Below are 12,575 nucleotides of genomic sequence, written 5' to 3'. Positions count from 1 at the left end.
ATGATAAAATAGAACAGAAACGGAGGTTTTTAAATGGAATGGATTAAAATTAAGCACGCAACACAAAATAATTTGAAGGATATCTCTGTCAATATTCCTAAAAAGCAACTAACTGTTGTTACTGGACTATCTGGTTCGGGAAAGTCCTCCTTAGTATTTGACACATTAGCCGCTGAATCGCGTCGCGAATTAAATGATACATTTAGTTCATTTGTTCAAAATTATTTACCCAAATATGGTCGTCCAGAAGTTGAAAAAATCGAGAATCTCCCTGTCGCAATCGTGATTGACCAGAAAAAAGTAGCAGGTAATTCACGTTCGACAGTGGGAACGTATACAGATATTTATACGTTTTTACGTTTGTTGTTCTCACGAGCAGGTTCTCCATTTGTTGGTTATTCAGATACTTTTTCGTTTAATCATCCGGATGGAAAATGTCCCACATGTGATGGCTTAGGAAAGATTACCGAAATCAATCTTCATCAGCTAGTTGATTTTGACAAATCATTAAACGAAGGCCCTATCGATTTCCCAACATTTACAGTTGGCAACTGGCGGTGGAAACGCTATGCCCATAGTGGTCTATTTGATTTAGATAAAAAAATCAAAGACTATTCCCCTGAAGAGTTAGCATTATTTTTATATGCTCCACAACAAAAACTGGCTACGCCACCCAAAGAATGGCCTCATACAGCTTTGTATGAAGGAATCGTCCCGCGCATGCAACGTAGCATATTGCATACAGACGAGGGTAAACGTCATCAAAAATACCTTAATCACTTTGTTACCGTAAAAAGATGTCCTGATTGTTTAGGAAGTAGAGTCAATGAACGTGTTCGTAGCTGTAAAATTAATCAGAAAAGTATTGCTGATGCTGTTGACATGCCACTCAATGAATTACATTCTTTTATTCGTTCAATGGACCTATCGTTAATAAAAAATATTCAAGAAGAGCTGCTTGTACGTCTAGAAGCATTAATTAATATCGGTCTCTCCTACCTTACATTAGGACGAGCAACTGAAACACTTTCTGGTGGTGAAGCACAGCGAATTAAAATTGCTAAATATGTAAACAGCGCCTTAAATGATATTATGTATATTTTAGATGAACCAAGTGCCGGCTTACACCCAAAGGACATCGAACGGATCAGTCGCGCATTGCTCAATTTAAAAAATAAAGGAAACACCGTGGTTCTGGTGGAACACAATCCACAATTAATTAGAGAAGCTGATTTTATTATCGATATAGGACCTTTTGCAGGCGAAAATGGTGGCCATGTCCAGTTTTCAGGAACGTATGACGCATTTTTAGCCTCCAAAACCTTAACTAGTCAAGCGCTTCAAGAGCCGGTCCCTTTAAACGACCAACCAAGAAAAGCAATGAAGTCTTTAACAATCGAACATGCGACACTGCATAATTTAAAAGATCTATCTGTCGAAGTTCCTTTAGGTGTTTTGACTGTTATCTGTGGTGTCGCTGGTTCAGGTAAATCATCATTAGCTGAAGAAATTTATCAAAAAGCACAAGCTGATAACCAAGAAATTATTCATCTTTCACAAAAAAGCATTACTGCAAATTTACGCTCCACGCCAATGACCTATCTCAATATTTTTGATAAGGTCCGCAAGCTATTTGCTGAAGAAAATCATGTTAGTCCAGCTTTATTTAGCTATAATTCCAAAGGCGCCTGTCCTACTTGTAAGGGCAAAGGAATAATTGTCTCCGATATGTCTTTTATGGAGGATGTTACTAGCGTTTGCGAAACCTGTCACGGAACGCGTTACAAAGAAGAGGTGCTTCAGTATCTATATAAAGGAAAAAATATCGTTGAAGTACTAGCTTTAAGCGTTAAAGATGGCTATGATTTTTTCAAAGACCAGGCTTTTGCTCTTTCATTAAAAAATTTACTGGAAGTTGGTTTAAGCTACCTTAAACTCAATCAATCGCTCTCAACATTATCCGGCGGCGAATTGCAAAGGGTAAAATTAGCAGACACACTTCACCAAAAAAAGGTTATCTATTTAATGGATGAACCTACAGATGGTTTACACTTAATTGATATCCAACAAAGTATTCAACTTTTCAATCGAATGGTAGAAGAAGGAAACAGCTTAATTTTATTAGAACATCACATTGATGTGATTAAAAGTGCCGACTGGTTAATTGAAATAGGTCCCGAAGGTGGAGAAAAAGGCGGACAGCTTCTTTTTACAGGAACGCCAGCAAATATGCTAAATTCCACTCATTCTATTACTAAAGGCTATCTGTAAAATAAAAAGTACAAATGGTGCAAACAACAAGCACCGTTTGTACTTTTTCTATTTCAACCCAACTTCCATCTTCACAGGTTGGTGATCTGTATATTTAAATTGTTCGTCCTTTGTTTTCACGCTATGAACAGCCACGTTATCAGAAACAATAAAGCCATCAATTACATACACTTGGGATGTTTCATAAGAGCCAGTGTAAGGTTTGTTAAGCACCCGCACAGTCGGCTGTTGATCATCATAAGCAAGTGAAAAATGTTTGGGTAAGTCTGCAGGATCAATTTCTCCTGGTACCCAACCAGCTTCCCCTAGGTTAGGATATCGATGACTGCCTTTGAAAACTTGATTAAAGTCACCTCCAGCAATTACGTAGTTTCCTTTAGCGTATTCTTGGGATAATACGTCAGCTAACTTTTTACTTTGAGCAATCTTCCCTTTCCCATTGTCATAGGCTTCCAAATGTAAGTTAAAAACCACTAATTCTTTGTCTGTGCCTTCAATTGGAAAACGCGTTTCTAGAAGCGCTCGTTTTAAGTTACTAATGCTAACGGGCCAACGAAAGGGATTGGGTAAAGCAATTCGTTTAGCCTCTGTTATTTTTTCATTGGTTAATGTTAATAAACCACTTTCTACTCGTCCAATCGGCGGCCAAGGAATGGGCACATAATCTACCTTAAAATTATAAGCAAATACGCTGTTCAGCTGCAGTTGTTTTTGTAATTCTTGCTCTTGATTGACTTCATAGGAACGCTGCGAGCGACGATCGACTTCTTGTAATAAGTAAATCATCGCTGGTAATTCTTTTAAGGTTTCTTCAATGCCTGTTAAATTCTGTTGGATCATTGCCTTATTAACTGGTTGAACAGTTTTGCCACCATCCATAAAAAAATCTTCTGTTTGTCCTAGACCAGCATAGCCTATGTTATACGTGACTAAAGAAATGGGTTGCTTTTTTTCAATGGTTTTTTCTGAAAAATTTTTATTTATAGCAACTGGTTCAACCGCTCGTGGTCGAAACTCTCGGAAGGTTAAATATCCTATCAAAATTAAAGCTATGCTTAGAAGAAGGACAATCAAGCTACCGAGATATTTAAAAAACTTTTTCATTGGTTCCGATGTTCCTTTCCGATTATGTCAAACCAAAAGTAGCAATTATCTTCGTTGCTACTTCTTCTGGTGTCATGTTTGAATTATTTACTTTCGTTATTTTTACATTTGGAAATGTACTTTCTAGTTCACCTTCGTGGCTTACTAACCGATGTTCTTTGAAGGTATTGAGTAATTCTTTTCGAGAAAAATCGACATCGCGTTTTGAAGGTTTTGCCTCTAGCCGCTCTGGATGAACATTTCGTTCTAGGCGGATTTCTGTTGAAGAGACGAGTTCGACGAAATAGACGGATTCATGTTTATTAAGAAAAATTTCTGATATTTCTTCTAAAAATTGAAAATCCTGTTCTTGATCAAAAGCAATCACCACTGTAAAAATAATGTTTTTTGTTGTATTTGTGGCTGGATTTTCTACAAAGGCATGAAAAAGTTCCTTTCTAACGGAATCAGACAATTGAAACGCACGTTCCGTATACCCAAGATAGTTTGCAAATAAGTCAATGGTTTGATGATTAAATAGTAATTTAGCATCTAACTGCTTTTCTAAAGCCTTGCCAACGGTCATTTTCCCGACAGCTTGGGCACCAATTAAAACGATTAAAGACATCAACTTTCCCTCCTCTAGCCTAATTTTTAGGTGGCTATCTTCTACTATATCACACTATATTACAGCACCTTACAAAACTGTTCGGAAAATTTTCTGTTTTTTATTACAAAAAAAAGACAAAAGACTCTATAATGAGAGAGGACTCGATTGATTATAGATGAGATAGGTGACGGAGAATGGCAATAGAAAAATATTTTCAAACAATAGATGGCAGTCAAATTTTTTATCAAATTTTTGGCAAAAAAACAAATTACCCCCTTGTGTTACTTCATGGTAATGGCAATGATCATACTTTTTTTAATTATCAAATTTCTTATTTCTCCAAGGAGTATCAAGTTATTGCGGTGGATACCCGCGGACATGGACGTTCCACCAATACACAAAGTCAATTAACTTTTCCGCTTTTGGCAGAAGATTTAGCTGGGATTATTCAACAAGAACACTTAGCAAAAATTAATTTATTGGGCTTTAGTGACGGAGCAAATATTGCCATGGTTTTTACCCATTTATATCCTGATTTCGTCAACAAACTCGTCTTAAATTCTGGAAATGTCACTATGTCTGGTCTAAAAAAATATGTAACAATCGCCACCTATTTTCAATATTGGTTTAGTCGTATTGGTGCTTTCTTTTCAAAAAAATTGCGCGCACGGCTCCCTATCGTGGCTCTGTTATTTGAAGATACTGGACTGACAAAAGAAGATTTAGAACACATCCCCTGTCCTACTCTTGTTATTACGGGCAGTCGAGATTTAATTGCACTTTCCCATTCACGTGCGATTGCTGATGCCATTCCTGCTGGCAAATTGGTCTTGGTAAATAAACAGGGCCATTTATTTGCCAAAAACTCACCAGATATTTTTAATAAAACAATCGAAAAATTCTTGAAGGAAATGAAGGTGTCTAAATGAAACAAATTATTCATTGGATCAAAACACATACAGGATTACTAAAAACACTGTTTGTTATTGCGGTCTCAATTATTGTTGTTGCCCAACTTTTATCAATTGGTAAGACAATCTCATTTGAACAATTAAAACAGATTTTTGATGAGATTCCGCTATGGAAATTGTTATTGATGATGGTTATCGGTTTAGTTTCCGTTACTCCGATGCTAAATTATGACTTAACATTAAATCGCATTTTAAACTTGAAAGTCTCAAAACGGGAACTCCTTGAATCTAGCTGGATTGTCAATACAATTAATAATGTTGGTGGGTTCGGTGGTTTGGTCAGCATGGGACTTCGTTCTGAATTTTATGGAAATAAAACAGAGGAAAAGAAAATTTTACCTGCGTTAACCCATATTTTACTTTTTGTGTTATCCGGTCTATCTATTTATAGTATTCTGTGCTTTTTCCTTGTTCAGTTCGATCCAAAGATGGCTTATTTACAGCAATATTGGATTTGGTTATTAGGTGGTGGTCTTTATTTCCCATTACTTTATCTTATTTTACATTTCCAAAAAAATAGTTCCTTTGGTAACCTCGATGCTAAAAATCGCTTATCTTTAGTTGTTTCTTCGTTTTTAGAATGGACAGGTGTTTTAATTACCTTTATTAGTATTGGTTACTTATTGGATGTGCCGATTCCTTTAATTGATATTGTTCCTTTATATGTAGCAGCTTCGATTATTGGGATTGCTTCGATGATTCCAGGGGCTTTAGGTAGTTTTGATGTTATGATGATTTTAGGACTAAGCAACTTAGGTGTCGATCGTGAAATTATTGTTTTGTGGTTATTGCTCTATCGCTTATTCTATTATATTATTCCTTTCTTAATTGGCTGTTTGTTCTTTACAAAACACTTGAGCCAAAAGTTAGATACTCATTATCGTCAATTATTGAAACAAATTACTTTGGAAATTGCCCACAAGCTAGAAGTGATTTTACTTTATTTTTCAGGAATTATGATGGTGCTCTTAGCCACTATTCCAGAAGCCTTCACTCAAGTGCATTGGTTAAGAGATATTAACCCCTTCCGTTCACATATTATTATTCAAATTCCGAGTATTGTGCTAGGCTTTGCATTATTAATTATGGGACGTGGGATTGCTGATCGTGTTAAAAGAGCCTATTATCCAACGATTATTTTATTAATTGGTGCTATCTTGTATTCATTTGTGGTTGACTTTAGTATGTTTTCCATTTTCTATTTAGCTATTTTATTATTTATCGTTATTTTTTCAAAATCAGAATTGTACCGTGAACAACTGGTTTACTCTTGGGAGTGGATGACGATTGATGGGTTTATTTTTGGCTTGTTGACCTTGTTATACCTAGTCATTGGTGTTTATAATTTACCGAACTTCCCACATCATCGTCATCATTTTGTGGAATTTTTCTTGTTCCCTTCAGAGCGGATCTGGTTGTCAGGATTTATTGCTATCCTCTTAGTTATGAGTTTTAACTTTCTATTTGTTCGCTACCTTCAAGGGAAAAAACACCAAGTTGGTGAGTTTCCAGAAGATAGTATCTTGCATAATATCCTAACAACTTATGGCGGGAATATTGACAGTGAACTTGTCTTTCTTCATGATAAACAGGTTTTCTTATATCCCAAAGAAGAACCAACTGTCTTTTTACAATTCAACACCATTAATAATAAATGTGTTGTGATGGGCAACCCTTCTGGGAACAAAGAAGATTTTCCTGCGGCAATTGATGCATTCCTTAAAGAAACAGATCATTTCGGCTATGTACCCGTCTTTTACGAAACCAATGAAGACAGCGTGATGTTATTACACGAATACGGCTACGAATTTATCAAAATGGGCGAAGAAGCCTTAGTTAATCTAGAAACATTTACGATGTCTGGAAAAAAATTCAAAGGTACCCGCGCAGTGTTTAATAAAATTACCAAAGCCGGCTATTCATTTGACGTACTCCAACCTCCTTTTAGTGCCGAACAAATGCACGAATTAAAAGCCATTTCGGATAGTTGGTTAAACAATCGAAAAGAAAAAGGCTTTTCACTGGGATTTTTCGATGAAGCTTATCTTCAAAGAAACCCAATTGCTGTTGTACGAAATGCCGAAGGAGAAATGGTTTCTTTCGCTAACATCATTCCTAGTTACACAAATGAAGTTGGTACCATCGACTTGATGCGTCACCATAAAGAAAAAGCCCCATCTGGAAGTATGGATTTCTTGTTTATTCATTTATTTGAATATATGAAAACAGAAAATATTCATTATTTCAATTTAGGGATGGCTCCGTTAGCCAACGTTGGTCAATCAAGAAAAAGTTTTATTCAAGAACGAATTGCAGCGTTAATTTATGAATTTGGCTCGGAAATTTACTCCTTCCAAGGATTACGCGAGTACAAGGAAAAATTTGCTAGCAAATGGCAACCACGCTATACACTTTATTCTAAAAGTAGCTGGATTGTCTACGTGATGATTGCTTTACTCATTGTCGATCAAAAAAATATTGACTAACAAAAAGAATCCCAATTAAGTATGAAAAGCTTGGCAACCTCACTACATTTCAGTGAAGTTGCCAAGCTTTTTAATTTCTTTCATCTAGTTTTTCTTTAATTAAAAAGGCTGTTTCTTCGACAGATTTTGCGGTTACATCAATCACTGGGATGTCATACTTCGCAAAAATTTCTTCGGCATAGGCTAATTCTTGTTCAATCCGTTCAACATTGGTATAGCTGGTCTCATTACCTAAACCTAAGGAAGCCAACCGACTGCTACGAATCTGTCCTAATGTTTCTGGCGAACAAACTAAACCAATCATTTTTTGTGGATCCATTTCTTCCAATATTGTCGGCAATGGAACTTCTGGAATTAATGGTAAGTTAGAAACGCGGTAGCCTTGATTCGCTAAATACATGCTGACTGGCGTTTTTGAGGTCCGCGAAACGCCTAACAACAATACATCGGAATCTAGAAACCCTTGAGGATTTTTGCCATCATCATATTTTACAGCAAATTCAATCGCTGAGATTTTATCAAAGTAAGCACGATCTAGTTGGTGGCGTCGTCCAGGTTCTTCAATAGGATCTACTCCAGCTTTCGCTCTAATTAATTCAAAAAATGGCGCCATTAAATCTAAATATAACAACCCTGTTCGTTCACTAAAATCTTTGGCCGCTGTAATTAGTTGTTTACTTACTAATGTACTGACAACTAAGGCTTTATCTTTTAAGGCATCTTTTAAAATCTCCAATAATTCTTCTTCTGTTGTAACAAAAGAAAAATTGTAACGATTAAGAAAAGAAATATCTGGATATTGTGCACTTGCTGCAGCTAACAATTTTTGTGATGTTTCTCCAAGTGAATCGGAAATAGTATAAACAATGATTTCTTTTTTCATAATTAAGCTCCTTTATCTGTTTTGTGCGGCTTCTTTCGCTTGTTGCGTAATATAGGTTAAAATTTTCGTTTTCGTAATTTTTCCAATAACTTTTTTAGGATTTTCTTTTTCAACGACTGGCAAAGAATCCACTTCGTATTTTTGCAAAGTGTCAGCAGCTTCAAGAATAGTAAATTCTGGTGTGCAGGTTTTCACATGTGGCACTCTTGTCATACAAACAGCAACAGGTGTGCCATCAATATTTGTATTTAAAGAGGCCCGCAATAAATCTTTTCGTGACAAAACCCCTAATAATTCTTTTGCTTCATCCATGACATAAAGAGAACCGACATCATACATAAACAAGTTGGTAATCGCATCTCGAATTGAGGTGTCTTGAGCAACCATCAATGGTGGACTCATAATCTCCTGAACTTTTGTTTGAAAAACATCAAAAAAGAAAAAAGCCTCCATATTATCACTTTCGTAAGTATAGCCAACTTTCGGACTTGCTTTTAAAATTCCTGAAAGTGTTAAAAAAGACAAATCAGAACGCAATGTCGCACGTGATACGGCTAGAATATCTGAAATGCGTTCACCGCTAACTGGCTGATGCTCTTTTACAACAGCGATAATTTGCTCTTGTCGTTTACTTAATTTCATCATTTCCTCCTCAATTCCTCTTAAATAAATTGTGCATTCGCTTACAATTATACACATATTTATTGTTTTTTCAACATATTGACAGGAAACTTTTTCTATTGACAAACTTATTCCCGTCTATTATGATGTTTATTGAACATATAAGACACATATTAAACGGAGGTCACTCATGAAAAAGTTTATTTATTCTTTTAACGAAACACACAATGAAGGAAAAGAAACCCTTGGTGGTAAAGGAGCGAACTTGGCAGAAATGACTCGCTTAGGTTTGCCGATTCCGCAAGGGTTCACGATCACAACCCGTTGCTGTATGGACTATTTGGCAGATGCTACTTTCTTTGAAGAACACTTACAATCAGAAATTTTGAAAGCGGTTAAAAACCTAGAAGCTGAAACAGGCAAATCTTTTACCGCGGACAATGAGATTCTCTTAGTTTCTGTTCGCAGTGGTGCTGCCTTCTCGATGCCTGGTATGATGGATACTATTTTAAATTTGGGTTTAAATGATCAACGTGTGAAAAAATTTGCGACCTTAACCTCTCCTGGTTTTGCTTTTGATTGTTATCGCCGACTTATTCAAATGTTTGGAGACGTCGTCTATCACATTCCCAAAGAATTATTTGACCAACAAAAAGAGCGCTTAGAACAAGAGCTAAACAAAAAAATTACCGCTTTTCAAGAAGAAGACCATTTCGCCTTGATTATCCGTTACCAAGAAGTTTTTGAACAACATCAGGTGGTCTTCCCGCAAGACCCTGTCGCACAACTTTTTGAAGCAATCAAAGCTGTTTTTGATTCATGGAATAATCAACGTGCGGTGGTTTATCGAAACTTACATCATATTGCACATGATTTAGGTACGGCTGTCAATATTCAAGAAATGGTTTTCGGCAATCGTGGACTAGACAGTGGCACTGGCGTTGTTTTCACTAGAAATCCGGTCACAGGGGAAAATCAATTGTTTGGAGAGTTTCTTTTGAACGCGCAAGGAGAAGATGTAGTGGCTGGTATTCGGACGCCAGAACCCATTCGTCGTTTACGTTTGACTATGCCAAAAGTTTATCAAGATTTTCGCCATTACGCAGAGCTTTTAGAATATCATTATCGTGACATGCAAGATATTGAATTTACCATTGAAAATGAAAAATTATATATTTTACAAACAAGAAACGGGAAACGAACTGCCGCAGCTACGGTTAAAATTGCTTTAGACTTAGCCAAAGAAAATCGCATCACTAAACAAGAAGCACTGTTGCGTGTGACACCTGATACGATTGATCAATTAATTCATCCCGTGTTTGATCAAGAGAAACGACAACACATGGAACGCTTAGCTATAGGACTTCCTGCTAGTCCTGGTGCAGCAAGTGGCCAAATTGTTTTTACAGCAGAAAAAGCCAAAGAACTGACCAATCTAGGAAAGAAAGTCATTCTTGTTCGTCAAGAAACTTCACCAGAAGATATTGAAGGCATGGTTGTAAGCGAAGCAATTGTAACCAGTCGTGGCGGAATGACTTCTCATGCCGCCGTGGTCGCACGAGGAATGGGAACTTGCTGTGTGACTGGTTGCGAAAGTTTAACCGTCAATGAAGAAACCAAGCAACTACACTGCGGACCACAAGTCATTTTAGAAGGAACAATCATTTCCGTCGATGGCTCAACGGGAGAAATTTATCTTGGTGAAATTCCCACAATTTCTGCTGACAATAATGATGACCTTCAAGAGCTCTTGTATTGGGCAGATGAGTACGCTGATTTAACTGTTCGTGCCAATGCAGAAACTACACAAGATTTAGAGACTGCCATCCGTTTTGGCGCAGCGGGGATTGGTTTAGCACGAACAGAGCATATGTTTTTCGGTGAAGAGCGTGTCTTGGAAATGCGTCGCTTGATTTTAGCAGAGTCTGAAAAGGAAGCAACCTATGCGTTGGAACAACTTCTACATTTTCAACAGGAAGACTTTTATCAAATGCTGAAAGTAGTCCAAGACAAGCCCATGGTGGTCCGCTTATTAGATCCGCCGATGCATGAGTTTTTACCTCATGAAAAGAATGATATTCAATTATTAGCGAAGCAACTACAACGGTTCCCAGTGACCATCGCCAAACAAATTGAACGGTTACAAGAAACCAATCCAATGTTGGGCCATCGGGGTTGTCGCTTAGGTGTGACCCAACCACAAATATACAAAATGCAAGTTACAGCCTTATTTACTAGTGCCATTCGATTAGTCAAAGAAGGAATTACTGTTTATCCAGAAGTGATGATTCCTCTAATCGCCGAAAAAGAAGAACTTCTCTATCTCAAACGCATTTTAAAAGAAACGATTGACGGTCTCTTTGAAGAATATAAAATGACTCCTTTCCCTTACGAAATCGGGACAATGATTGAGCTACCTAGAGCTTGTCTGATTGCGGATCAGTTAGCAGAAGAAGCAGACTTTTTCAGCTTTGGAACAAATGATTTAACACAAATGACCTATGGTTTTTCTCGTGATGATATCGGTAAATTCATTAATACGTATCGGGAAAAGAAAATCATTACCCAAGATCCGTTTCAATCACTAGATCAAACAGGTGTTGGTCAACTGATTCAATTAGCTGTAGAGAAAGCGCGTCACACTAAACCAAACATGAGTATTGGCGTATGTGGAGAAGTCGGTGGTGATCCGCAATCCATCACATTTTTCCAAACACTTGGCCTAAACTACATCTCTTGCTCACCTTATCGGGTACCAATTGCGAAACTCGCAGCCGCCCAAGCCAGAATTTTAACCGAACCGGCTGTGACTGAAGAACAAATGGTCCTTCTTTAATTTAACGTATGTAACAAATGATTCATCCTTACAAGATAAAAAGTGCTAGGAACATCAGTCGCAACGACTGATGTTCCTAGCACTTTATTTTATGATTAATGCTTGTACTCTGGTTATTTTCTTATAAATGCGGCATCTTTTGTCAAGGGGTCTGTTATATCTGATACATATCTTTCTACTTTCATATGCAAATCATATTTTTCTCTAAGTTCCGTAATACAGGCCATCATTGGAGAAGCGTGGTGTTTGTCTAATGCTTCCTGATCTGTCCAACTATCAATCAGCAGAACTGTTTCTTCATCGTCCATTGGAAAAAAGTATTCATAGCGGCTATTCCCTTTTTCTGCACGAATCGCCTCTACAATTCCGCTGGCAATCATTTCTTTGGCAAATTCTCTTGCACGTCCATTTGTTCCACTATAATAAATGTTTATGGTAATCGCCATCTGTCTCCCCCCTAAATTTGCTTGCCTTTTTACGTTCCCGACTGGAATTGAACCAGCGACCTACCGCTTAGGAGGCGGTTGCTCTATCCTACTGAGCTACGAGAACAATCTGTTTTAATTTTAGAAGTCTTCACTACATCTGTCAATAGACAAAAAGAAAGTATCTCGCATAATTGTTTATGCGAGATACTTTCTTTAAGTGAAACACATCGTTCTTTTATCTATTATTTTTTTGCCGCCGATCAAGAATCATTTTCCCTAAATAATAAAGTCCTGTCGCGATAGCTATATATTGCCCAATTTTATTATTGCGTGCAACTTTTTCTTGTTTCGTTTTCGCCATTGTCCCCATCACCTTTCTAAAATAA

The 12,575-nt window shown here is 37.1% G+C and carries 10 protein-coding genes and 1 tRNA gene; 4 read left to right on the top strand and 7 right to left on the bottom strand.

Annotated elements, in window-relative coordinates; all coding sequences use genetic code 11:
- Nucleotides 1-33 precede the first annotated feature (33 nt).
- The gene (locus tag IGL49_RS03850) at nucleotides 34-2,271 is read left to right on the top strand and encodes an ATP-binding cassette domain-containing protein (RefSeq protein WP_104854878.1); all 2,238 of its coding nucleotides are present in this window, start codon (nucleotides 34-36) and stop codon (nucleotides 2,269-2,271) included.
- A 48-nt stretch (nucleotides 2,272-2,319) separates the two neighbouring features.
- Here IGL49_RS03850 and IGL49_RS03845 read toward each other — a convergent pair whose 3' ends face one another.
- Together IGL49_RS03845 and IGL49_RS03840 are read right to left on the bottom strand one after the other, a co-directional pair.
- The gene (locus IGL49_RS03845; protein WP_104854877.1) at nucleotides 2,320-3,375 is read right to left on the bottom strand and encodes an endonuclease/exonuclease/phosphatase family protein; all 1,056 of its coding nucleotides are present in this window, start codon (nucleotides 3,373-3,375) and stop codon (nucleotides 2,320-2,322) included.
- A 22-nt stretch (nucleotides 3,376-3,397) separates the two neighbouring features.
- A complete protein-coding gene (locus tag IGL49_RS03840) occupies nucleotides 3,398-3,982 on the bottom strand; it encodes a hypothetical protein (protein WP_104854876.1) in 585 nt (194 codons plus the stop codon).
- 176 nt (nucleotides 3,983-4,158) lie between these two features.
- Here IGL49_RS03840 and IGL49_RS03835 point away from each other — a divergent pair, with 176 nt between their 5' ends.
- Nucleotides 4,159-4,893: an alpha/beta fold hydrolase gene (locus IGL49_RS03835; protein WP_104854875.1), complete on the top strand. Its 735-nt coding sequence runs from the start codon at nucleotides 4,159-4,161 to the stop codon at nucleotides 4,891-4,893.
- On the top strand, nucleotides 4,890-7,421 hold the full coding sequence (gene mprF, locus IGL49_RS03830; protein WP_104854874.1) for a bifunctional lysylphosphatidylglycerol flippase/synthetase MprF: 2,532 nt from the start codon (nucleotides 4,890-4,892) through the stop codon (nucleotides 7,419-7,421). The genes IGL49_RS03835 and mprF overlap by 4 nt, the downstream gene beginning before the upstream one ends.
- 70 nt (nucleotides 7,422-7,491) lie before the next feature.
- On the opposite strand, the gene IGL49_RS03825 is transcribed toward mprF, so the two are convergent.
- Together IGL49_RS03825 and IGL49_RS03820 are read right to left on the bottom strand one after the other, a co-directional pair.
- Complete coding sequence (locus IGL49_RS03825; RefSeq protein WP_104854873.1) at nucleotides 7,492-8,304, bottom strand: pyruvate, water dikinase regulatory protein; 813 nt, start codon at nucleotides 8,302-8,304, stop codon at nucleotides 7,492-7,494.
- A gap of 12 nt (nucleotides 8,305-8,316) precedes the next feature.
- Nucleotides 8,317-8,946 carry a helix-turn-helix transcriptional regulator gene (locus tag IGL49_RS03820; RefSeq protein WP_002355926.1) on the bottom strand — a complete coding sequence of 210 codons (630 nt, stop codon included), beginning with the start codon at nucleotides 8,944-8,946 and terminating at the stop codon, nucleotides 8,317-8,319.
- 169 nt (nucleotides 8,947-9,115) lie between these two features.
- On the opposite strand from IGL49_RS03820, the gene ppdK reads away from it, so the two are divergent.
- Complete coding sequence (gene ppdK, locus IGL49_RS03815) at nucleotides 9,116-11,761, top strand: pyruvate, phosphate dikinase (RefSeq protein ID WP_104854872.1); 2,646 nt, start codon at nucleotides 9,116-9,118, stop codon at nucleotides 11,759-11,761.
- Nucleotides 11,762-11,874: 113 nt separating this feature from the next.
- On the opposite strand, the gene IGL49_RS03810 is transcribed toward ppdK, so the two are convergent.
- The 3 genes from IGL49_RS03810 to IGL49_RS03800 all read right to left on the bottom strand — a co-directional run bounded on the left by IGL49_RS03810 (nucleotide 11,875) and on the right by IGL49_RS03800 (nucleotide 12,550).
- Nucleotides 11,875-12,207, bottom strand: coding sequence for a putative quinol monooxygenase (locus IGL49_RS03810; RefSeq protein WP_104854478.1), 333 nt, complete (start codon nucleotides 12,205-12,207; stop codon nucleotides 11,875-11,877).
- Nucleotides 12,208-12,239: 32 nt separating this feature from the next.
- A tRNA-Arg gene (locus IGL49_RS03805) sits at nucleotides 12,240-12,313 on the bottom strand.
- Between the two features lie 111 nt (nucleotides 12,314-12,424).
- A complete protein-coding gene (locus tag IGL49_RS03800; protein ID WP_002414508.1) occupies nucleotides 12,425-12,550 on the bottom strand; it encodes a hypothetical protein in 126 nt (41 codons plus the stop codon).
- Nucleotides 12,551-12,575 lie beyond the last annotated feature (25 nt).

This window comes from Enterococcus sp. DIV1337a, from assembly GCF_051712285.1.
GTDB classification, from domain to species: domain Bacteria; phylum Bacillota; class Bacilli; order Lactobacillales; family Enterococcaceae; genus Enterococcus; species Enterococcus faecalis.
The sequence above is the reverse complement of the archived record's forward strand: the minus strand, read 5'-3'. Positions and strand labels throughout refer to the sequence as shown.